This window comes from Flavicella sp. IMCC45537, assembly GCF_057197705.1.
The window spans coordinates 82,647-104,899 of sequence record NZ_CM170067.1; the positions used below are offsets into that span (position 1 = coordinate 82,647).

The 22,253-nt window shown below is 32.9% G+C and carries 20 protein-coding genes; 2 read left to right on the top strand and 18 right to left on the bottom strand.

The window, feature by feature from the left end:
- Window position 1: 1 nt before the first annotated feature.
- The 5 genes from AC2DGP_RS00395 to AC2DGP_RS00415 form a co-directional block, all read right to left on the bottom strand.
- On the bottom strand, window positions 2-577 hold the full coding sequence (locus AC2DGP_RS00395; protein ID WP_484491056.1) for a DUF5683 domain-containing protein: 576 nt from the start codon (window positions 575-577) through the stop codon (window positions 2-4).
- A complete protein-coding gene (locus AC2DGP_RS00400; protein WP_484491057.1) occupies window positions 578-1,453 on the bottom strand; it encodes a ParB/RepB/Spo0J family partition protein in 876 nt (291 codons plus the stop codon).
- Complete coding sequence (locus AC2DGP_RS00405) at window positions 1,453-2,217, bottom strand: ParA family protein (RefSeq protein WP_484491058.1); 765 nt, start codon at window positions 2,215-2,217, stop codon at window positions 1,453-1,455. The genes AC2DGP_RS00400 and AC2DGP_RS00405 overlap by 1 nt, the downstream gene beginning before the upstream one ends.
- Before the next feature lie 137 nt (window positions 2,218-2,354).
- The gene (locus tag AC2DGP_RS00410) at window positions 2,355-4,598 is read right to left on the bottom strand and encodes a M1 family metallopeptidase (RefSeq protein WP_484491059.1); all 2,244 of its coding nucleotides are present in this window, start codon (window positions 4,596-4,598) and stop codon (window positions 2,355-2,357) included.
- Between the two features lie 51 nt (window positions 4,599-4,649).
- Window positions 4,650-5,147 (bottom strand): DUF6702 family protein, encoded by a 498-nt coding sequence (locus AC2DGP_RS00415; protein WP_484491060.1) that lies wholly within the window; start codon window positions 5,145-5,147, stop codon window positions 4,650-4,652.
- Between the two features lie 85 nt (window positions 5,148-5,232).
- On the opposite strand from AC2DGP_RS00415, the gene pepE reads away from it, so the two are divergent.
- On the top strand, window positions 5,233-5,928 hold the full coding sequence (pepE, locus tag AC2DGP_RS00420) for a dipeptidase PepE (RefSeq protein ID WP_484491061.1): 696 nt from the start codon (window positions 5,233-5,235) through the stop codon (window positions 5,926-5,928).
- 148 nt (window positions 5,929-6,076) lie between these two features.
- Window positions 6,077-8,647, top strand: a complete 2,571-nt coding sequence (locus tag AC2DGP_RS00425; protein WP_484491062.1) for a VPS10 domain-containing protein — start codon at window positions 6,077-6,079, stop codon at window positions 8,645-8,647.
- 52 nt (window positions 8,648-8,699) lie between these two features.
- On the opposite strand, the gene ribB is transcribed toward AC2DGP_RS00425, so the two are convergent.
- From ribB to AC2DGP_RS00490, 13 genes are all read right to left on the bottom strand, one after another.
- A complete protein-coding gene (gene ribB / locus AC2DGP_RS00430; RefSeq protein ID WP_484491063.1) occupies window positions 8,700-9,851 on the bottom strand; it encodes a 3,4-dihydroxy-2-butanone-4-phosphate synthase in 1,152 nt (383 codons plus the stop codon).
- Window positions 9,848-11,299 (bottom strand): LptF/LptG family permease, encoded by a 1,452-nt coding sequence (locus AC2DGP_RS00435; protein WP_484491064.1) that lies wholly within the window; start codon window positions 11,297-11,299, stop codon window positions 9,848-9,850. Before AC2DGP_RS00435 ends, ribB begins: the two co-directional genes overlap by 4 nt.
- 14 nt (window positions 11,300-11,313) lie before the next feature.
- Entirely contained in the window at window positions 11,314-11,958 is a 645-nt protein-coding gene (gene lolA1, locus AC2DGP_RS00440) for an outer membrane lipoprotein periplasmic chaperone LolA1 (protein ID WP_484491065.1), read from the bottom strand.
- 21 nt (window positions 11,959-11,979) lie between these two features.
- Complete coding sequence (locus AC2DGP_RS00445) at window positions 11,980-14,472, bottom strand: FtsK/SpoIIIE family DNA translocase (RefSeq protein WP_484491066.1); 2,493 nt, start codon at window positions 14,470-14,472, stop codon at window positions 11,980-11,982.
- Window positions 14,473-14,513: 41 nt separating this feature from the next.
- A complete protein-coding gene (locus AC2DGP_RS00450; protein ID WP_484491067.1) occupies window positions 14,514-14,888 on the bottom strand; it encodes a diacylglycerol kinase family protein in 375 nt (124 codons plus the stop codon).
- Window positions 14,888-15,385, bottom strand: a complete 498-nt coding sequence (tpx, locus tag AC2DGP_RS00455) for a thiol peroxidase (protein WP_484491068.1) — start codon at window positions 15,383-15,385, stop codon at window positions 14,888-14,890. Before tpx ends, AC2DGP_RS00450 begins: the two co-directional genes overlap by 1 nt.
- Window positions 15,386-15,514: 129 nt before the next feature.
- The gene (locus AC2DGP_RS00460; protein WP_484491069.1) at window positions 15,515-16,147 is read right to left on the bottom strand and encodes a peroxiredoxin; all 633 of its coding nucleotides are present in this window, start codon (window positions 16,145-16,147) and stop codon (window positions 15,515-15,517) included.
- A 188-nt stretch (window positions 16,148-16,335) separates the two neighbouring features.
- Window positions 16,336-16,632, bottom strand: a complete 297-nt coding sequence (locus AC2DGP_RS00465) for an isoamylase early set domain-containing protein (protein WP_484491070.1) — start codon at window positions 16,630-16,632, stop codon at window positions 16,336-16,338.
- Between the two features lie 276 nt (window positions 16,633-16,908).
- The gene (locus AC2DGP_RS00470) at window positions 16,909-18,459 is read right to left on the bottom strand and encodes a hypothetical protein (protein ID WP_484491071.1); all 1,551 of its coding nucleotides are present in this window, start codon (window positions 18,457-18,459) and stop codon (window positions 16,909-16,911) included.
- Between the two features lie 11 nt (window positions 18,460-18,470).
- The gene (locus tag AC2DGP_RS00475; RefSeq protein ID WP_484491072.1) at window positions 18,471-20,057 is read right to left on the bottom strand and encodes a peptide chain release factor 3; all 1,587 of its coding nucleotides are present in this window, start codon (window positions 20,055-20,057) and stop codon (window positions 18,471-18,473) included.
- Between the two features lie 135 nt (window positions 20,058-20,192).
- Entirely contained in the window at window positions 20,193-20,606 is a 414-nt protein-coding gene (locus tag AC2DGP_RS00480) for a hypothetical protein (RefSeq protein WP_484491073.1), read from the bottom strand.
- 105 nt (window positions 20,607-20,711) lie between these two features.
- The gene (locus AC2DGP_RS00485) at window positions 20,712-21,416 is read right to left on the bottom strand and encodes a ZIP family metal transporter (RefSeq protein WP_484491074.1); all 705 of its coding nucleotides are present in this window, start codon (window positions 21,414-21,416) and stop codon (window positions 20,712-20,714) included.
- On the bottom strand, window positions 21,413-22,144 hold the full coding sequence (locus AC2DGP_RS00490; RefSeq protein ID WP_484491075.1) for a class I SAM-dependent methyltransferase: 732 nt from the start codon (window positions 22,142-22,144) through the stop codon (window positions 21,413-21,415). The genes AC2DGP_RS00485 and AC2DGP_RS00490 overlap by 4 nt, the downstream gene beginning before the upstream one ends.
- Between the last annotated feature and the right edge of the window lie 109 nt (window positions 22,145-22,253).

The following is a 22,253-nucleotide window of genomic DNA, read 5'->3' on the forward strand; positions in this document are numbered from 1 at the left end:
CTTAAAAATTATAATTAAAAGTAAGTCCAACAAATGGCTTGTTATCGTTGGGGTCACTATATATTTGTGGGTCAAATGATATTTTATCATTGACATTAAATTGTAAAAGATGCGCGCTAACACTCGCATCTACTATTTGTAAAACATAAAAACCAATAAATAATAGTAATGATGTTTCTCTATTTTGTTTTAACGTTTTTTGAGCGCTAATAAGACCTTCTCTCGAAATTCTTGTTGAACCGTCATCATTTGTAAACTCATCTTGATATCCAGCTTCTCTAATTTTAAAAGCCGTTCGATATCTTTTATAAGATTCATTATTGATTGTAAAATAATACATACTTGTCGCCATGGCACCATAAACAAAAGGAACTTTCCAAGCTTGTTTATTGTATACTTGCCCAAGACCAGGTAATATTGCCGAATAAAATGAAGCTCTAGCGGGTGTTAATGGGTTATAACCTTCCGATTTAATGATATCTTCACTTGTAATCTGCGGAGTACTATCCTGAGCTTTAAGAGTTCCAAAACTAGTGACAACTAATAAAACAACAATGTATGTGTATTTTGTAAACACTTATTCCAGTAGTTTTTTTATTCTATTGAAATCTTCTTCAGAATGGAAAGGAATTGAAATTTTACCTTTTCCTTTGGCATTTACAGAAACTGAAATTTTATGTCCGAAAAATTCACTGATGGTTGGTACACCTGATTTTACAAAAGACGGAACTGCTGTTTTGCTTGTCTTTTTAGTTTGCGAAACATTTTTAAGTTCTTTAACCAATTCTTCGGTTTGACGAACAGAAAGCTTGTCTTTTAAAATTTTTTCATAAATAACAAGTTGTTCATCAATAGATTCAACATTGATAAGGGCTCTACCATGTCCCATAGATAAAAAACCATCTCTCATTCCCGTTTGAATTATAGGATCTAGTTTTAATAATCTTAAGTAATTAGTAACAGTAGATCTTTTTTTACCAACGCGTGAACTCAATTCCTCCTGTGTAAGTTTTATTTCTTCAACCAGTCTTTGATAGGACAAAGCAACCTCGATAGGATCAAGGTTTTTTCTTTGGATATTTTCAACCAAAGCCATTTCCAACATTTCTTGATCGTTGGCAGTTCTGATATAAGCTGGTATCGTTTTGTTACCAATCAGTTTAGAAGCTCTAAAACGTCGCTCACCAGATACTAATTGAAAACTATTATTCTCTAGTTTTCTAACGGTGATGGGTTGTATAACTCCAAGTTCTTTGATGGAATTTGATAGTTCTGTTAATGCCTCTTCATTAAAATAGCTTCTAGGTTGAAAAGGATTGACTTCAATATTACTTAGCTCTAGCTCGATGATATTTCCAACAGACTTTTCTGTGGATTCAGTTGTAGTAGAGTTTTCATTTAACAGTGCAGATAGTCCTCGACCTAATGCCTGTTTTTTGGTTGCTTTTGCCATTACGAGTTCTTTTTTAATACTTCATTAGCCAAACTGATATAGTTCTCGGCACCTTTACTAGTGGCATCATATGCAATGATACTTTCACCGTAACTAGGCGCTTCTCCTAAACGAGTATTTCTTTGAATAATTGTATTAAAGACCATTTCATTAAAATGCTTCTTAACCTCTTCTACTACTTGGTTCGATAAACGTAACCTAGAATCAAACATAGTAAGTAATAGACCTTCAATATCTAAATCAGAATTGTGAATTTTTTGAACACTTTTAATTGTGTTTAACAATTTACCTAATCCTTCTAGAGCAAAATATTCACATTGAATAGGAATAATTACCGAGTCAGAAGCGGTTAAAGCATTTAAAGTAATCAATCCTAGAGATGGAGCACAGTCAATTAAAATATAGTCATAGTCGTCTTTTATTTCTTCCAAAGACTGCCTCAGCATGTACTCTCTATTTTGCTTATCAACAAGTTCAATTTCAATTGCAACAAGATCGATATGTGCAGGAATAATATCTACATTAGGAGAACTGGTAGCCTGTATTGCATCTTTGGCTGATACCGTATGTTCCAAAATTTGGTAAGTTCCTGCCGTGATCGTTTCAATATCAATACCCAATCCAGAAGAAGCATTCGCTTGAGGATCAGCATCAATAAGTAAAATTTTCTTTTCTAAAACACCAAGTGACGCCGCTAGATTAACTGTTGTAGTTGTTTTTCCAACACCTCCCTTTTGGTTAGCAATAGCAATGATTTTTCCCATTCAAATATGATATTATAAAAATCAAAAATACGATTAATTATGAGTTAATAAAAGGTAAGATGTTAACAAACTTGTAAAGTATTTTTTAAGAAAAAAAAACCGACCTATAAGGTCGGTTTTTGTAAAGTTATAGCCTGTTATTTTTTCGCTAATTCTTCTTTTTTCTTGTCAAATTCAGATTTCTCAGCTCTAGGCCAAAGGTTGTTTTCAACATTCACGTCTGCAGTTTCTAAATTTGGATCAATTTGTATACTAGTAATTGCCTTTTTAGACGCCACTACTTTATTGACTTCCTTGTCATTTTTACTCCAAATTTGAGCAGGATATGTTTTAGATTCTTTAGTTCCGTCTTCGTATGTGTATTCTACAATGATTGGCATTACTAAGCCTCCTGGTTTTTCAAAAGTAATTTCATAAAAATAACCTGGGATTTCAGCATCTGCTACATTTTCATAGTTTGTATCTATATAATCTTTCAGTATTTTGATATCCAAAGGACTTTTAGGTTCTCCTTCTGTTTCTGGATCTGTAGATAAATAAATTCCAGGTCTAATTTGTTCTACAGGGATACCATATTTTTTAGCCAACTTGATAATATCTTGTGTTGGTTTACTTGTAACTCTGTATTGACTTACAGATTTTACACCAATGTCTGTGAAATCTGTAGTGTAGAACCAACCTCTCCAAAACCAATCTAAATCAACGGCAGAAGCATCTTCCATAGTTCTGAAAAAATCCTCAGGAGTTGGGTGTTTAAACATCCATCTTTGAGCGTATGTTTTAAAGGCATAATCAAATAACTCATGTCCCATAATTGTTTCTCGCAATAAATAAAGCCCTGCTGCCGGTTTTGTATAAGCATTTGGTCCAAATTGGTGCACATTATCTCCTTGTGTCATGATTGGGGATATGTTGCTTTGATCTCCATCCATGTAAGGAATAATATCTTTTGGTAAATTACCCGTATTGAAATTTTCATCGAAGGATAGCTCAGTTAGTGTTTCAACGAACGAATTCAATCCTTCATCCATCCATGTCCATTGGCGTTCATCAGAATTTACAATCATAGGAAAAAAGTTATGACCTACCTCATGTGTAATGACACCAATCATGGCATCTCTCGTTCTGTCGTCATAAGTTCCATCCGGTCTTGGTCTACCATAATTCCAACAAATTTGAGGGTATTCCATTCCTTGGTTTTTAGAATGTACCGAAATAGCCTTGTGATATGGATAATCAAAAGTATATGAAGAGTATTCTTTTAAGGTATGTGCTACAACTTTAGTTGAATATTCTTCCCAAAGTGGATTTCCTTCCTTTGGGTAAAGCGAATAAGCCATAACTGTTTTACCGTTAATGTCAACAGCCATCCCATCCCAAATAAATTTTCTAGAAGATGCAAAAGCAAAATCTCTTACGTTTTTTGCATCAAAACTCCATGTTTTAGTCTCAGTACTATTTTTCTTTTCCGCTTCTATAGCTTCTTCCTGAGAAACAATAATCACTGGTTTGTCAAATGATTTTTTAGCTTGCTCTAGCCTTTCTAATTGGGTTTTTGTTAAAACTTTTTTAGGATTAGTTAAAACACCAGTTGCATTTAAAATATGATCTTTTGGAGTAGTAATGTTCACAAGGAAGTCTCCAAATTCTAAAGCAAATTCACTTCTTCCCCAAAATTGCATGTTTTGCCATCCCTCAACGTTATTGTAAACGGCTAGTCTAGGATAGAATTGTGCAATTACGTATAAATTGTTTCCATCTTTCTCAAAATGTTCGTAACCTGATCTATCTCTTTGTGGAACATGGTTATTGATATTATACCACCATTTTATTTGAAATTGAAATTTTTTACCTGAAGCCAAAGGTTTCGGCAATTCGATTCGCATCATTGTTTGGTTGATCTTGTAGGAAAGAGCATTGCCCTTTGCATCTTGTACATGGATGATATTGAAACCTCCATCAAATGGCTTGTCTATAAAGTCCGCAGCAAATTTTTCAGGACTGTATAGGATTTCCGGACCACCTCCTTTTATATCAGGAGATTTTGAATCAAGGGCTCTTTTGTTTTGATCTAGTTGTACCCATAAGTATCGTAATTCATCTGTCGAGTTGTTATGGTAGACGATAGACTCATGACCACTTAATTTTTGGTTTGCATCATCTAAAACAATATCCATTTTATAATCAACTTTCTGTTGGGTGTAATTAACACCTGGTGCTCCGGAAGCCGTATGTTGGCTATTAGGAGTTGCAAATTCATCTTTTAATTGTTTGAATTTATTTGTATTCGTGTGGCCAGTTTTTGTTTCCGTTTCTTGGGCAATTCCCGAAATACTCATTCCTAGTAGGAATAAGGTTACGATAGAATAGATTTTTTTCATTGGATTATTTTTGTGTAACAACAAATGTATTAATAATTAAGATAGGCTTCGTTAATAATTTATTAAAGCCACAGTTTGTTTTTTTGTTAGAATAAAACTTTTGTTTTTATCGTAAATATTTAATTTAACGATGTTTTCTTGCTGCGGGAGTGTTTTATATAAGATAGTGTTTTCTATTTTTAATTTGTGAATGTTTTTTACATTCAAAATTTCAAGATAAAAAACGGCCATATCATCTGTATATTCTTTCCCTATATAATCTAGATAGCATGGAGTTTCATTAATTTCAACTAAAAAATTGGTATTCAAATATGAGGTGTAGATACTATCTACATTTTTTGGTTCTCTTTTTGTCCCAAGTTCTATATCAGACTTGTTGGTTTCGTTTATTTCTTGTTGTAAATCATCAATGAATACTCTTAGGGTTAATTGAATAGATTCTTGATTTGGAACATATTTTACATGAGAAATACTCATATAATATTTGTGCATTGTAAAAGCGAAAAGTACAAATGTGAGACTGAAAAACAAGTATCGAAATACCCTCATAAAAGTTGAATTTAGCAGTAAAGATGCATTTTTCTTTGAAATATTTAATGACTAAATTTGAAAAATCCTTAAAAAATAAAAAATAATGAAAAATCTAATTTTGGCCAGTTCTTCTAGTATACACGGAAGCGGGTACTTAGAATATTTAGAGCCAGAATTAAAGAACTTATTTCAAGGGGTGACAGAGATAGTGTTTATTCCCTATGCAAGACCTTCTGGTTTGTCTTATAAAGATTATACTACTATTGCAGCAAATGGTTTTTCTAAGTTGGGTATAAAAGTAAAAGGGTTACATGAGTTTGCAAATCCTGTAAATGCTATAGAGAACGCTCAAGGGATTTTTGTAGGAGGAGGAAATACATTTGTTTTGGTTGCAAAATTGCAAGAATTGGATTTAATGTATCCACTAAAAAAATCTATTGATAGGGGAGTGCCTTATTTAGGAACGAGTGCTGGTTCAAATATTTGTGGAATCACCATGCAAACAACTAATGACATGCCAATTATGATGCCACAAAGTTTCGATACTTTAAAAGTGATACCCTTTAATATAAATGCACATTTTATAGAAGCGGATGCGAATTCAACTCATAAAGGCGAGACTAGAGAAACACGAATAAAAGAATATCATATATATAATGATACTCCAGTGATAGGATTGCAAGAGGGGAGTTGGTTAGAGGTAAGTGATTCTAAAATACTGTTACGTGGCCTGTTGAAAGCTTTTTTATTTCAAAAAGAAAGGGAAACTATCTTGATACAGCCACAAATGTCTTTTTAACCCAAATTTTTATTATAGTAGTAATTGGTAAAAAATGACATATCGTCTAAACTATAGAAGATATGTTCTAATCTTGCTAGTTGATTGATTTTCTATGCGTAAGGTTTTTATCTTTGGTTAGGTAATACCCTATGTAATATTTATCATTATGAGAAAATCACTATTTATATTATTTTTCTTGACACAAATTTTGTCATTTGCACAAGAGAGAAATTATTTTAAAAAACTTCAAACCCAAAGAGTAGAAAGTGACCCAACTGTGAAATGGACAGTGATTGGTCCTGGAACTTCAGGCTACAGTGAGGAATTAAATATTCACCCCTTCGATAGCAATACTATGTTTTTAAACTATGATATGGGAAATGGATATGGTACTTGGAATAAAGGGGATTCTTGGCAGACCTTAAATGATTTTGATGGGCTAGGGAGTAAGATTAAACCTTATAAAACAGCATTCTCTTCTTTGAACCATGATTTTGGGATTATGAAAGGTGCTTCAGGAACTATTTTTACCACGAATAATCGAGGTAGATCATGGACAGAAATAAAAGGGTTTCCTAGCAAAAAGAAATTTAATGCTATTGCCATAGATCCATTTGATGATCAGGTGTGGTATGTTGGTGCAGGACAAAGTTGGAGAGTGAAAGGGGTATACAGAAGTTTAAAAAATCCTCATAGTAATTCCTATAGAAATACAGAATATGGTTTTATTTATAAAACTACTGATGCAGGTAAAACTTGGACAAGAATAATGGAGGGCATTTCCGAGGAATTAGATGTAACGAGAATTATAGTTGATCCTAGAAATTCAAATAATTTGTACGTACTTACGAATTATGGGTTTTATACTTCTAATAATGCGGGGAAGAGTTGGAAGGAACGAAAAACGGGGTTACCTTTTAATGATGCGCGCGATATACAGATGTATTTCAATAAGAAAACGAATCAGTTTTATTTGTATTTGTTGCTACAAACTCATTATGAAGGTATCGAAGGTTCAGTAAAAACAACTGGAGGGATTTATAAAAGTACAGACAATGGTGTTACTTGGAATTCTATTACCGGAAATCTTGCGATTGATATGAGTCAGATTTCAGATTATCCGTCAAAGAATTATTATTATAGAACGGTAGCATTTTGGTTAGGGATTTCGATCAAAGAATTGAAACAGAAATACCCAAAGTTACCAAAATCAACTATGCCAGTATACAATAGATTAGTGGTAAATCCCTTAAATCCCAATGAAATTTATATTTCAAATAATATAAAGCATGATTTTAGTTTTTCTCCATCAGAATTAATGAAAACAGAAGACGGAGGTAAAACTTGGTTTGTTTGTGCTAGAGCGGGTAACTATTGGAAACATCAGGTTGATAAAGAGTACTGGGCAAGTAGAAATAATCCTTTAGGAGGGAATATGAATTTCTCTCATTTAGATGCTACAGCAAATTCAGAAGGAAGTTCTAAAGCTTTTAGGGATTTGCAGATTAATTCGAAAGGAGAAGTGTTTACAGTTTATGATCAGCAACTTTTTATCTCTAAAAATAATGGTAAAACTTGGGAACAAAGAGATGATATAGAAACTGAAAAAGGAAATGGGCATTGGGTAGGTCGTGGAAATAGTAATTTGCCAGGATTTGGATTGAATGTGGATACTCAAAGAAAAGGGGAGTATTTGTTTGCATCGGAAGAGCATGGAATATGGCAATCCACAACGGATGGTGATAAGGTTTATAAAGGTGCTGTTGCTATGAAACAAATAGAAGGACAAACTCAGGAAGTTTCTAAAGAAGAGAAAAGAGCAACGAGTGCACCAGAAATATCGATAGACCCAAATGACCCTGCTATATTTTATATATTACCAAATAGACAAAATCATGCAGGAACTCTAAGAAAATCAACAGATGCAGGTAAAACGTGGTTTAATGTTCCCGAGGAACCTATTGTAAAGTTCAATAAAGCTGGTGTTTTGTTTATGTTTAGTCATATTATTGATAAAAAAGATTCCAAAAGAATGTTGTTTACAATACCATCTCATACCCAGCGAGGCTGGCATACGGCCAAATGGATGGTCAATGGATATTTAAGGATGACGGATTTTAAAGATTTTGGAGCGTATTTAAGTGGGGATGGAGGGAAATCATGGAGTTTAAATAATGAAGGCTTACCTGAGCAGCCGAATGTAATGCAAATGACCTATGATGAGAAATATAAAAACATTTATGCAGGACTGGGAACAGGTTTTGGCAAAAAGCCGGGTGGTTTGTTTAAAAGCGTTAACGATGGTGAATCATGGAAACAAGTTAAAATTCCGAATAAAATTAAAACAGTTGGTTTTGTAGAGGTCGATAAGAAAGGTGTAATTTATATAGCTTGTGGTGAGGGTGAAGCCAAGCTGGGAGAAGGAGGTGTTTTTAAAAGTAAAAACAAAGGTAAATCTTGGGAGAAGATATTTGAGATGCCTCATATAAAGATGGTTAAAGTATCTCCTTTGGATTCGAAAATGATTGCAGTAATTGTTGCCCCTGGTAAAAGTGTTAAATTTTTAAATAGTGGAATTTACCTAACAAGAGATGGTGGTAAAAGTTGGTCTAAACATAATTATGGTTTGGGACAAGTAGATAAAATAACGGGGTTTGAATTTGATCCTTTTGATAAAGATGTTTTTTGGACATCATGTCATGGAAGTGGATTTGCAAAAGGTATTTATACGAAATAAAAAAAGCGATTGAATTTTATTCAATCGCTTTTTTTTATTTTTAAAAATAGGCTTAATAAGGTATTCTATCGGTAATTTTTAATCCGTAACCAGTCATTCCAACTCTCTTTTTAATCGTGTCAGAGTTAGATATTAATTTAATGTTATAGATGTCTAAATCATGTAGAATTTGAGCTCCAATACCAAAATCTTTATCATCCATACCTTTAGAACTTGGTTTAGAAGTAGATTGTGTATTCTTGTTTTTTAGATTCTGTAGCCTTTGTAAAAGGTTAAAAGATTGTACTTCTTGGTTGATAAAAACAACAGCACCCTTTCCTTCTTTTTCTATCAGTCCAAAAATACTTTGAAGCTTATCATCAATGTTATTCTGAAGTGTTCCTAAGATGTCATTTCCAAAAGAATTTGGAGTTACTTTAACCAACACTTCATCCGTTTTTTTCCAACTTCCTTTTGTAATGGCAATATGGATTTGATCATTTGTAGTTTGGCTGTAAGCTCTTAGTCTAAAATCTCCAAAACGAGTAGATACATCAAAGTCTTCTACTTTTTTAATTAAAGAATCATGTTGCATTCTATAAGAAACTAAATCTTCAATAGAGATCAGTTTAAGGTCAAATTCTTTTGCTACCTTTTTTAATTCAGGTAAACGGGCCATGGAACCATCTTCATTTAGTATTTCAACTAAAATACCAGAAGGATCTAAGCCTGCTAAACGCGCTAAATCTACCGCAGCCTCAGTATGTCCTGTACGTCTAAGTACTCCACCTTTTTTAGCTTTTAATGGGAAAATATGTCCAGGTCTACCAAGATCTATAGGACGTGTGTTTTTGTCCGTTAAAGCATAAATTGTTTTAGATCTATCATGGGTAGAAATTCCAGTTGTACATCCACTCCCAATTAAATCTACTGAAACTGTAAATTGAGTATTGTGTAAAACGGTATTGTCGTTCACCATCATGTTAAGACCTAATTCTTCACAGCGCTCTTCAATTAGAGGTGCACAAATCAACCCTCTACCATATTTGGCCATAAAGTTGATCATTTCTGGAGTTACTTTTTCTGCAGCTGCAATGAAATCTCCCTCATTCTCTCTGTCTTCATCATCTACTACAATTACTACTTTTCCAGCACGTATATCTGCAATAGCTTCTTGAATTGTATTCAATTTCATGTCATCTGTTTGTTTGTCGTCTTGTGTCATAACCTTTCCGGTTCTTTTTGTTTTTTAAAACGTTTGATAATTGCCTTTATAGCAAGTGATAGTGCATCGAAGTTAAACGATGCAGTTCCTTTACTAGCTCTTCTTGTAAGGTATATTCCAATAGGGAATATTATCATACTAGAAAGCCATCCGCCAATAGTAGATGAAATAGAGCTTTCTTCGGCTATATTTTTAGCCATTGAATTGATAAAGAAATAGATTACAAAAATAAGGATAGCCATAACCATAGGCAAACCAAAACCACCTTTTCTTATTAAAAATCCTAAAGGTGCTCCAATAAAGAATAATAGGATACATGATAATGAGAAGGCAAACCTAAAATGGTATTCGTAATCAAATAGGTTTAATATTTTTCGTTTTCCTTTGTAGCTTTCTTTGAAAACTTGAATGGTTCTCAAAGGTTTTTTTAGGCTGTTGAGAGCGTTTTGAGTAATTGAAACTTTACCTGTGTTTTTAAAATTTTCAAGTAAGTCTTGACTTAAATCAGATCGGATCAGACTGTCTGGTCTTTTGTATAATTTATCACCATAGTTTCTTATATAAAATGAAGAAGCTTTGGCATTGATGTAGGTGTCATAAGACATTTTTAAACTATCAGATTGAGAATACAATTGTTTTACATTTAACATCATGTAATGTTTCTTGTATTTTTCTAAATCTAAATCATTACTACTCAAAGATGAGATGTCTATGTTTACTTTGTAAGTTTCAAATTTTGCTGAAGAGGCAGGCATTTTATCTCTGTCAGTTTTCTTCTTTTTTGACTGAGAATGATCTTCAAAATAATAACCATCCGTTAAGTGCAAGGTCATGTACTTACTTCCTGATTCGGTGGTTATTTCTCCTTTTTTAGCTGTGATACAGACATCATTTTTTTTACCTCCTTTTAAGTCGTAAATCCTAACATTTTTCAATAGGTTTTCTTCTGGGCCGTATTTTTTTTCAAAATAAATACTATATCCAGGAATCTCCGTATTAAAACTTCCTTCTAACAAAGCAAGCGCAGGTTTCTGTTTTCGCATGTTAAAAAGTAAGTTTCTTTGTTTTAAAGAGGCATACGGATATATATTATTTAAAAATAAGAAGTTGATAGAACTAATAAACAGCGTTAGAATAATTAAAGGACGCATGATTCTTAGCAAAGGGATCCCAGCTGATTTGATGGCAGCCATTTCATAATTTTCGGAGAGATTCCCCAAGGCCATGATGGAAGATAATAATACTCCAATAGGTAATGCTGTTGGGGTTACATTAAGGCATGTATACCACAAAAATTTTAAAATATAAGCTATATCAATACCTTTACCCGCAATTTCATCAAAGGCATACCATAAAAATTGCATCACCAATACAAACATTACAATAAAGAATGTCGCAAAAAAAGGTTTTAAAAAACTCTTTATGATGTACTGGTCAAGAATTCTCAAGGAAATAGCTTGTTTTATTTGTTGATTGTAAAGTTCTGTTCAGCGTATTTTGATTCGTCAAAAATAAACAGATTTTTCGAGATATCTTGATTTGCCTTGAATTCTTCTATACGAAATACAGTAACGGTGCCGTTGTTGCCAAATTCCTTTATACTATGAATAATTTTTGTTGTGTTATTAATTCCTAAGATAAAGTATGAAGCTTCGGATTCGCTATCAATAGGAGTTAATTTTATATGTTGAATTTTGGCCCCATCGATAGTTTTTAAATCTTGCCATTCATAGGTGAATCCTTCTTTGTAAAAGAATAATAATTTTGAAGGGTTTAGCATGTCCTCATCAGAGTTACCGTCAATGACATTGATTTCTTCATCTTCCGTTAAAATAACATAAGTATTGTTGTTGTCGTATAGAAAAATATTGTCCATAAATTCTAGGTGGTATTTTTCTCCTTCTGTGTATACGGTCCCAAAAGCTTCTTGAATCATATCAACTTCTTTGTTTTCGAGAACGTAGCTGAATTTTATGTACATGTTTTTAAAGCTCGACATTTTTGAAGATACTTCGTTCAGTAATTGTTCTGATTTGCTTTGCGCATTTACATGGTTAGTAAATAATAAAAGACATAGGGTGCATATGGATATTGTCAGGTTTTTCATGTATTTCTGAGTTTTACGGAACTATTTTTTTTCGTTCGCTAATAATTCGTCTAAAGAAGGTAAATCAGGGACTGTTACTTGTCTGGCTTTACTTCCTTCAAAAGGTCCCACAATTCCAGCTGCTTCTAATTGATCAATTAATCTACCAGCTCTATTGTAACCTAATTTTAATTTTCTTTGTAATAAAGAAGCTGAACCTTGTTGTGCAATTACAATAAGTTTAGCCGCTTCTTCAAATAATTTATCTCGATCGTCAATATCTATGTCAAGATTCGTGCCACCATCTTCTCCAACATATTCTGGAAGGATATGAGCTTCTGGATATGCACGCTGGGATCCAATAAAATCTGTGATTTTTTCAACTTCAGGGGTGTCAACAAAAGCACATTGAATCCTTATGCTTTCATTACCTCCTGTATATAGCATGTCTCCACGTCCAATCAACTGATTGGCCCCAGATGCGTCCAAAATAGTTTTAGAATCTATCGCAGACATTACCCTAAAGGCAATTCTAGCAGGGAAATTGGCTTTAATCATACCTGTAATTACGTTAACAGAAGGACGTTGAGTAGCTACAATTAAGTGAATTCCGATGGCTCTAGCTAACTGTGCCAAACGAGCAATTGGAGTCTCTACCTCTTTACCTGCAGTCATAATTAAATCTGCAAACTCATCGATAACCAAAACGATATACGGTAAATATTTATGACCGTTTTCAGGGTTTAATTTTCTGGACTTAAATTTTTCGTTGTATTCTTTTATGTTTCTTACCATGGCGGTTTTCAACAAGTCATAACGCTCGTCCATTTCAATACAAAGAGAATTCACGGTATTAACAACCTTGGTAGTATCGGTTATAATGGCTTCAGCCTCATCAGGTAATTTGGCTAAATAATGACGCTCTATTTTGTTAAATAAAGTAAGTTCTACTTTTTTAGGATCTACTAAAACAAATTTAACTTCTGCAGGATGCTTTTTATAAAGTAAAGAAGTTAGAATACAATTCAATCCAACGGATTTTCCTTGTCCAGTAGCACCCGCCATCAAAAGGTGAGGGGTTTTGGCTAAATCTATAACAACAGTTTCATTAGAGATATTTTTACCTAATGCGATAGGTAATTCCATTTTAGACTCTTGAAATTTAGTAGAAGCAATCACAGAGCGCATAGAAACAATACTAGGCTTATTGTTCGGTACCTCTATACCAATTGTTCCTTTACCAGGAATCGGTGCAATAATACGAATTCCAAGTGCCGCTAAGGACAGGGCAATATCATCCTCTAAATTTTTAATTTTAGAAATCCTGATACCAGCTTCAGGTACAATTTCATATAGTGTTACAGTCGGCCCAACGGTCGCTTTTATTTGGGCGATACCAATTTTATAATTTTTTAAAGTCTCAACAATTTTATTTTTGTTCAATTCAAGCTCTTCCGCATCTACGGCAATGCTTTCATTGTATTCTTTTAGTAAATTTAGAGTAGGGAAGGTGAAGCTTCCTAATTCTAATGTAGGATCAAATTCACCAAACTTTTCTACCAAATTATTGGCTAGGTTTTCTTCAACTTTTTCCTCCTTTGCCGTTTCTTCAATGGCAATTGACACATCTTCTTTGGCAGTTTCTTCCTCAGGAATAATGACTTCTAAAGTAGAAGCTGGTTCTTCTTTTATTTCTTCTTTGTCTATTGAAGAATGATTTTTTATGGTTGGCTGTAAGTTTTCAACCGATAATTCAAATTCTGATTTTTTTTGTTCTACACTAACGGATTCCTTTTCTTCTATTGGATCGTTAATTTCTAGGTCTTCTTTTTTAGCAACTTCCTTAATTTCTTCTTCTGCTGCTGCCTCTTCGGGAAGTACATTTTCAACAACCACGTCTTCTGATTCTTCAGTTGATGCTTTAGGAGAAGTTTTTGTTGTTTTCTCAGGGAACCAAGATTTAATTTTTTCAGGCGTAATTTTAAAACGAATCACGGCATAACAGCTGTACCCAAAAATTAAAATGATAGCAAGACCTGTGTTTCCTAGATAAGTAGTTAAGTATTCGTTTAATTCAATTCCAATGGTTCCTGCTACAATGCTATATTTTTTACTTAAAAAAGCGAAAGAGGTTGAAACCCAAATCATTCCTAAAATAGCCCAATTAAGCGATTTGAATATTTTTCTAAGATTGATCATTAGAAGCATATAAGCTCCAGCAAACATGGTAAGGATGGGAATGATAAAGGAGGCAATACCGAAACCATCATAAATAAAAAAGTGGCTGATACTTGCTCCAATTTTTCCAAGTAAATTTTTGGATTCTATGGATTTATCTGCAAATTCAGATAATAAACTTTGATCTTCTTGCCAAGTAAAGAGAAATGATAAGAAAGAGATAAATAAAAATAAACCGAAGAGAACGGTAAAAACACCAGCAACAGTTTGTACCTGTCTGTTTTTGAAAAATTCTTTAGTTTTTACAAAACGTTCTTTTTTTTCTTTGACTTCTTTTTCTTTCTTAGGTTTTTTCATTCAAAAAATAGCTGAGGTTAGAAGATTGATCTGAATAATATTTATAGAGCAATAATTTTTGGGATGTAAATAAGTCCACCAATAATTATAGCCGTAAGAGCAGTAAAGCCAACAGCTCCTGCTGCAACATCTTTTATTACCCCGATTTTTTTATGATAATCGGGGTGAATAAAATTTGCTATTTTTTCTACTGCAGTGTTTAACGATTCTGCTGTAAGGACAGCACCTGTACATAGAATTTGAATCGCCCATTCTGTAATAGAAATTTTAAAGACAAAACCACAAACGATCATTATTAGGCTAATAAACAATTGTGCTTTGATACTGTTTTCGGATTTTATTAGAATTGAGATTCCTTTGAATACAAAAGAAAAACTTTTAATCCTATTTACAATAAAATTGTCTTTTTTTGTCATTATTTCAAAGCGTTGATTGCAGCTTCGTAGTTTGGTTCATCTACAGTTTCAGGAACTTGCTCTGTATAGATTACATTAGCATTTTCATCAAGTACAACAATAGAGCGAGAACATAAGCCTTCAAGTGGTCCTTCTGTAATTTTTAAACCGTAATCAGCAGCAAAATCTCCAGAAATATCAGAAGCACTTACTACATTTTCAATTCCTTCTGCACCACAAAAACGAGCAAAAGCAAATGGTAAATCTCTAGAAATACAGATTACTTTGGTGTTTTCTAAGTCACTTGCAGTTTTATTAAAGGTTCTTACAGAGGTAGCACACGTACCTGTGTCAACACTTGGAAAAATGTTTAAGATAACTTTACTTCCAGCAAAGTCTGCTAATGAAATATTGTTTAATTCTACTGTTCTCAATGAAAAATTTGGTGCTTCGGTTCCTGTCTTAGGTAATTCACCAATAGTTTGAAAAGGATTTCCCTTAAGTGTAATAGTTGCCATAGTTTATTTTTATAATTTGAATTCAAAAATACATTAAAAAGAAAAACTCTCGAAGTTATTCGAGAGTTTTATTAATTATTTAAGATAAAGTTTCAGTACGCGATATGCGTATGAAATTATCATTAAATTTTAGTTTTCTGCTAAATAGCTAGCTACACCTTCATGAGTAGTAGTTAATCCTTTTTTGTCAGAGTTCCAGTTTGCTGGACATGCCTCACCATGTTCTTCGTTGAATTGTAATGCATCAACCATTCTAATAGCTTCATCAACGTTTCTACCTAGTGGTAAATCGTTTACTATTTGGTGACGTACGACACCTTCTTTATCAATTAAGAATAATCCTCTGTATGCGATTAATTCTCCTTGCGCTTGTAATTGCTCGTTATCGTCATAGAAATAATCTCCAGCTAAAACATCATAGTTTTTAGAGATAGTTTTATTTGTATCAGCAATAATTGGGTATGTTACACCTTGAATTCCTCCTTGGTCTTTAGGTACTTGCAACCATCCCCAGTGAGATTGTTCTGTATCTGTAGATGCAGCAATTACTTGTACATTTCTTTTTTCGAATTCAGCTAATTTCTCTTGGAATGCATGCAATTCTGTTGGACATACAAAAGTAAAATCTTTTGGGTAGAAAAATAATAATACATATTTCTCTCCTTGAAATTGTTCTAGTGTAAAGTTTTCTGCAAACTCACCACCATTAACTACTGCTTGTACATTAAATTGAGGAGCTTTTTTTCCTACTAATACTGCCATAATATATATGTTTTAAATGATTTAATTTTTCGATTACAAATATACCTTTTATTAGGTTTCTCTGCTGTTTTGTTCAATTTTTATAATTGATTTTTATATAGATTTTTTTTATGACGAGTTTTTATAAAAGAAAATGCCTGAGGCTACATAAATAGCATCAGGCATTTTTTTATTATTAGAAATAAGTTTTACAATTCTAAAACACTATTTTCAGAATTTGCAAAATCATTCCATGCGAAAGAATCTGCTTTTTCTTCATTGATATATTCTCCATCAATGATGTATTTGAATTCATATGAATTACCAGATTTGAATGGAAAAACAGCTTTGAAATTACCGTTTTTTAATTTTTTTAAAGGAGAAGCTTCAGAGTCCCATGCATTAAAATCACCTACAACAGAAACAGATTTAGATTCTTTTGCCGGTACTTCAAATGTTACTTTACAAACTGGTTTACTTTTTAAATATTGTTTTTTGATAGCCATGATTAAATGTTTTATTTTTTATACAAATTTAAAGATAAACCTAATTTAAAAAAAATTATAATAGGACGATGCAAAAGAAATAACATTATGATAATTATTTAGATACATAAATAAATATCTTATTAAATTTAAATAATTTTTCGTTGATTTATTAATCTGTCAAGAGGCTTGTTATCAATGTGATAATTGGAAATTATCTATATAGAATCTATTAAATGGTTTATGTTAGAAAATTGTATGATATTTAGTAGTTTTTGCTTTTAAGAATTCTAGTTTTTACTGATTCTTGACGTTTAGTTTAGCAAAGTTATAAGAGAATCCTATTCCTAAAAGCGTAGAGTTTAAATTGCCATAAGGAGCAATCATTTTACCTATACTAGAGGTAATATAAAATTTGGGGTTTAGAACATAGTTCATTCCTATTTTTGGTTTTACAGCAATTCCAGCGCCTGTATCAATTCTAGCACCGCCAGCTACCCCCACTAGCGCTTCTATATTGAATTCAATTTTTTTGTATAGTACTTTTGGAGTGTAGTACCCAAAACCTACCATACCGTCAGCATAACCGCCAGCTTCACCTTCATAAGTAAATGCTGCTTGGCCTGTTATGTAGAAGTGTTGTGAAAGGTCTCTGTTGATTTGAACAACAATTAGTTGTAAATCATAAGGTTTTACTTCTGTACTTGCAGCTCGGAAGTACGTTTGGTTTTGAAGTATTAAACGAATCCCATTTGTTTTTGCAATGACATTTTCGTTTAACTCCTTATGCTGAATCCCACTTGAAAAAGTGTTGTATTTTATTCCGTAACCAAAGGTATATGCTTCAAAATTTCCGAAAGGAGCCAAGACATAGCCACCATGAAATTCTAAAGAAAGATTTTTATATAGCTTATGTTCTAATGATAAGCTAGGGTAAATGGTGAATCCGCCTTCGCGTTCAACTCTACCACCTGATGCTCCAGCACCAAATTTGGTTGATATTTTAAACGACTTCGTTTGAATGGCTTCATAACCAATACCTAAAAATAAATCCATAAATCCAGATTCTAAACCTTTGTAGATGGCATCAAGTTGAAGATATGCATAGGTTTTATAGTTTAGATAATGATCGTATTCAAAGCCCATTAAATAGAGCGTATTCGTGAGTGGGTCTCCATATTGATCTTTGGTGTCACCTGTAGGTAGAAAATGATCAAATCTTAAGGTTAACCCATTTTTATTCGCTGGCCTATTCCAAAAATATTTTTCTTGAAACGAGTGGGGTTTGTATGTGTTATTCGCGTTTTCGTAATCAGTAAAAATTAAAGAAGTAGGGATGCTGGCAAAAACTGAGAAACTTGAACTTTCAATATATCCGTTATAAAAATTAAAATAACTGTATTGTAAACCGAGTGCAGCTTTATCGGTTTGGTATTTGAACCCAACGTTGTAGTTAATATAGGCACCATCTTTTACAAGGTATCGATATCCGCCACCGCCACCGAAATGTAAATCAGTGTCTAAGAAAAAATTGCCAATAATTTGCTCCTGAAAACCGACTTCAGCTCCTAAAGTGAATAGTCCTCCTTGATCTCCTTCTACTGCTGCAAACATACCAATACCAGCATAGAAATTTTTATTTAGCGTAAAGTCATAATGCAATCCTAATACTCCCATGGGGATTTCATCACGACCTGATTCACCTGCTTGTACATCTACAGGAATATAATTTAATTTAATGCTATTTGTAGTCTTGTATCCTTTGAGCTCAGAAAGATCATATTCTTTTTGCTGCCCAGTTAGAATGTGGACAGAGAGGAGAAATAAAAAGGAAAATAGCTTTTTCAAATTGTTATGACCTATTCAAATTCACTTGTGAAATGAAGTTTTACAGATGGGTATTTGTCTTGAGTCATTTGAATTGTAAAAGCCGAATCAGCTAAAAACACCAATTGGCCTCTTTTGTCTTTTGCTAAATACCTTTGTTTAACTCTTTTGAACTCTTTAAACTCTTCATTGTTTTCGGTAGGATCTACCCAACATACTTTGTGCATCGGTAGGTTTTCGTACGTACATTTTGCTCCATACTCATGCTCCAATCTGTATTGGATAACTTCATATTGTAGTGCACCTACGGTACCAATTACTTTTCTACCATTTAATTCTAATGTAAATAATTGAGCTACTCCCTCGTCCATCAATTGATCTAAACCTTTGTAAAGTTGCTTTGCCTTTAAAGGATCAGCATTGTTCACGTAACGAAAATGCTCAGGTGAAAAACTAGGAATTCCTTTGAAGTTTATTTTTTCTCCTTCAGTTAAAGTGTCTCCAATTTTAAAATTACCCGTATCATGAAGTCCAACAATGTCACCAGGGTAAGAGATGTCAACAATTTCTTTCTTTTCGGCAAAGAAGGTGTTTGGGCTAGAGAATTTTACCTTTTTATTATTTCTTACATGTAAATAAGGTTGGTTTCTTTTGAAAGTACCAGACACGATTTTGATAAAAGCCAGCCTGTCTCTATGTTTAGGATCCATATTGGCATGTATTTTAAATACAAAACCAGTAAGTTTATCTTCTTTTGAGTCAATCAAGCGAGTATCACACATTTTTGGTTGTGGCGTAGGAGCGATGTCAACAAAACAATCTAAAAGCTCTTTTACTCCAAAATTGTTTAATGCAGAACCAAAAAATACAGGTTGCAAATCTCCGCTTAAATATTCCTCTTGGTTAAAAGGAGGATACACTCCTTCAACCATTTCAAGTTCTTCACGTAAAGTATTGGCAGAATTTTCTCCAACAATTTCATCTAGTTCAGGGCTTTCAATATCTGTAAATTCAATACCTTCAGCAACGGTTGTTTTCTGGTCGTTTGAGAAGAGATTGATTTTTTTCTCATATAAATTGTAAATTCCCTTAAAATCGTAACCCATTCCGATAGGAAAACTCATAGGGGTAACTGTCAATCCTAGCTTTTGTTCCACTTCGTCAAGCAGATCAAACGCATCTTTACCTTCCCTATCAAGTTTATTGATAAATACAATAATTGGAATTTTACGCATTCTACAAACTTCAACTAACTTTTCAGTTTGAGCTTCTACTCCCTTTGCAACGTCAATCACAACAATAACACTGTCAACGGCTGTAAGAGTTCTAAAGGTGTCTTCTGCAAAATCCTTGTGTCCAGGTGTGTCAAGAATGTTTATTTTTTTGTCACGGTAGATAAAGGCAAGTACCGATGTAGCAACAGAAATTCCACGCTGACGTTCAATTTCCATAAAATCAGAAGTTGCTCCTTTTTTTATTTTATTATTTTTTACGGCACCGGCTTCTTGGATTGCTCCACCAAATAACAATAGCTTTTCTGTAAGTGTTGTTTTTCCAGCATCTGGATGTGAAATAATTCCAAAAGTACGTCTACGTTGTATTTCTTCTAAAAAGGACATGGTTGATCTTGTGTTTTAAGGAAAACTACTTGTTTGTTTTCGAAACGCAAAGATACATTTTAGAATTTGTTCCTAAAATAATTCGGAGCAAAATAAAACCTTGAAATGACAGCTTTCAGTTTCATTTATTTTTGCCTAAAACGCAATTGACTCCAGGATATGAAAAAGAGTAGGGATTGTCACAACTACTGTGCAAATAAACAAAGCATTTTTGAACATGTTAGGTGCAAAACTTTTGCTTTTTTTGATAAAAAATTCTAACACACAAAAGCTAGAGTAGATAATGTTGTATCCAATAATAAATAAAATCAATTCTCTTTTTGTGAAAAGATCGGCAGTAGCATGCGTTGCTATTTTTTGTATTTCAAAACAAGTATAACACAGTGCTAAAACAATAATATTAAATGGTATTCTCTTTCTTTCCCACCACAGAAAAACATCCATGAGTGTTCTTTTAGATTTTTTGATTGCTAAATATTGGTTGAAAAGATTGTTAACTTTTAACGGCTTTAACGAAGCCTTCGAGGTATTGGTGTTGTATTGTGCCATAGTACTAACAAGGGGGTAATATTAGTTTATAGATTACTTGATAAAGTTCAAATATAAGAAAAGAAGTTTAGGAAATCAAGTTAATTGTACATGGATTGCAAAAAATTAGGATCCAATAAATGCAATCCCCATTCCTAAAAGGATTGCAATAAATTTTGAGTAATTGAATTTATGGTCTTTTGAACTTTCAAAAAGAATAATGGTTGATATGTGTAAAAATATACCAATGGTAATACTCGTAATTTCTTTATGGTAATGAATAAAAAAATAAAATCTTTCAGAAGCGAGTAATCCAAGCGGACTCATCAATGCAAATAGAAGAATAAAAAGATAACTATAGGTTTTTGAAATGCTAGAATTTAATAGAAAAGTTGCTAAAACAATACTAATTGGAATTTTATGAACGATGATAGCCCAAAGTAATTCTGAGTCTTCTTGGTATCCAATTGGAATTCCCTCTGAAAAAGAATGCAAACTTAGGCTAACAAAAAGCAGCCATGGAAACTCAGTTGAATGGGAGTGATGATGTATATGTCCGTGTTCCGCTCCTTTGGAAAATGATTCTAAAATCGATTGAATTAAAATTCCTATCAAAATAAATGAGCCTACTGTTTTTGCACTTACAGCATCGTGCACATGTCCTACATGCGCAGGTCCAAATACTTCAGGTAATAAATGTAGAATTGTAATGGCTAATAAATACGCACCACTAAAAGAAAGTAGTAATCGAACAGCATTTTGTTTAGGTTTGAAAATGCTAACTAAAAGCGCTCCAATTAATACAGATGTTATTAATAATATATAAATCATTCTTCTATAATTAGAATTAATCTGTTGGAGTTTTCTCGATCAAAGTCATGCAAATTGTAATCACCAAATGTGTTTTTTATTTTCAATCCTGCTGAGGTGATAATTTTTTCAAAACGCTCCAAAGTAAGACATTTAACACGTTCAAAGTAACTATGATATTTCCCATCCACAGTAAATTCGATTTTTTTGATGATAAAATCGTTTTTTACTTCCTTGCTGATTTGAAATTCGATATCGTCAAGAAAAATGGTTTCACTAGCGGTCAAATTCTCAATTGTTCTAACAACGTTTAGGTAATCAATAACGGCAACTCCATTCTTGTTTAAGGAGTTTTTTATGTTTTCAATAACACGAATGTCCTCTGTGTCATCAGCAAAATAACCAAAACTTGTGAATAAATTAAACACAGCATCTACCTTTAAAGGAAAGGGTAGTCGCATGTCCTGAACTATAAAATCTAAAGTTTTATTTTTAGATTCACTCGCGTGTTTAATACTGTTTATTGATAGATCGGCTCCCGTAACTTTATAATCTAGAGAGTTTAAAAAGATAGAATGTCTTCCCTTACCGCAAGCTAGGTCTAAAATAGAACTTCCTTTAGGGATTTCAAGATAATTTACAAGATTTGTCATAAAAACTTGTGCTTCATAATCATCTCGATGCTGATATAATATATGGTAGTACTTGGTGTTGAACCAATCGGTAAACCAATCTTTTTTTGAGGACATTTTTGAAATTTGTCACAAAAATAGTAATTAATAGTATATATAGCTTAAAAATGTTTTCACAACGTTTATTCCTTAAGATATCATTGTATATTGTAATGCTGTTTATAAA

Coding starts and splice junctions, on each gene's coding strand:
- AC2DGP_RS00400 (WP_484491057.1), bottom strand. CDS start 1,453: ATGGCAAAAGCAACCAAAAAACAGGCATTAGGTCGAGGACTATCTGCA.
- AC2DGP_RS00405 (WP_484491058.1), bottom strand. CDS start 2,217: ATGGGAAAAATCATTGCTATTGCTAACCAAAAGGGAGGTGTTGGAAAA.
- AC2DGP_RS00410 (WP_484491059.1), bottom strand. CDS start 4,598: ATGAAAAAAATCTATTCTATCGTAACCTTATTCCTACTAGGAATGAGT.
- AC2DGP_RS00415 (WP_484491060.1), bottom strand. CDS start 5,147: ATGAGGGTATTTCGATACTTGTTTTTCAGTCTCACATTTGTACTTTTC.
- pepE (WP_484491061.1), top strand. CDS start 5,233: ATGAAAAATCTAATTTTGGCCAGTTCTTCTAGTATACACGGAAGCGGG.
- AC2DGP_RS00425 (WP_484491062.1), top strand. CDS start 6,077: ATGAGAAAATCACTATTTATATTATTTTTCTTGACACAAATTTTGTCA.
- ribB (WP_484491063.1), bottom strand. CDS start 9,851: ATGACACAAGACGACAAACAAACAGATGACATGAAATTGAATACAATT.
- lolA1 (WP_484491065.1), bottom strand. CDS start 11,958: ATGAAAAACCTGACAATATCCATATGCACCCTATGTCTTTTATTATTT.
- AC2DGP_RS00445 (WP_484491066.1), bottom strand. CDS start 14,472: ATGAAAAAACCTAAGAAAGAAAAAGAAGTCAAAGAAAAAAAAGAACGT.
- AC2DGP_RS00450 (WP_484491067.1), bottom strand. CDS start 14,888: ATGACAAAAAAAGACAATTTTATTGTAAATAGGATTAAAAGTTTTTCT.
- tpx (WP_484491068.1), bottom strand. CDS start 15,385: ATGGCAACTATTACACTTAAGGGAAATCCTTTTCAAACTATTGGTGAA.
- AC2DGP_RS00460 (WP_484491069.1), bottom strand. CDS start 16,147: ATGGCAGTATTAGTAGGAAAAAAAGCTCCTCAATTTAATGTACAAGCA.
- AC2DGP_RS00465 (WP_484491070.1), bottom strand. CDS start 16,632: ATGGCTATCAAAAAACAATATTTAAAAAGTAAACCAGTTTGTAAAGTA.
- AC2DGP_RS00475 (WP_484491072.1), bottom strand. CDS start 20,057: ATGTCCTTTTTAGAAGAAATACAACGTAGACGTACTTTTGGAATTATT.
- AC2DGP_RS00480 (WP_484491073.1), bottom strand. CDS start 20,606: ATGGCACAATACAACACCAATACCTCGAAGGCTTCGTTAAAGCCGTTA.
- AC2DGP_RS00485 (WP_484491074.1), bottom strand. CDS start 21,416: ATGATTTATATATTATTAATAACATCTGTATTAATTGGAGCGCTTTTA.
- AC2DGP_RS00490 (WP_484491075.1), bottom strand. CDS start 22,144: ATGTCCTCAAAAAAAGATTGGTTTACCGATTGGTTCAACACCAAGTAC.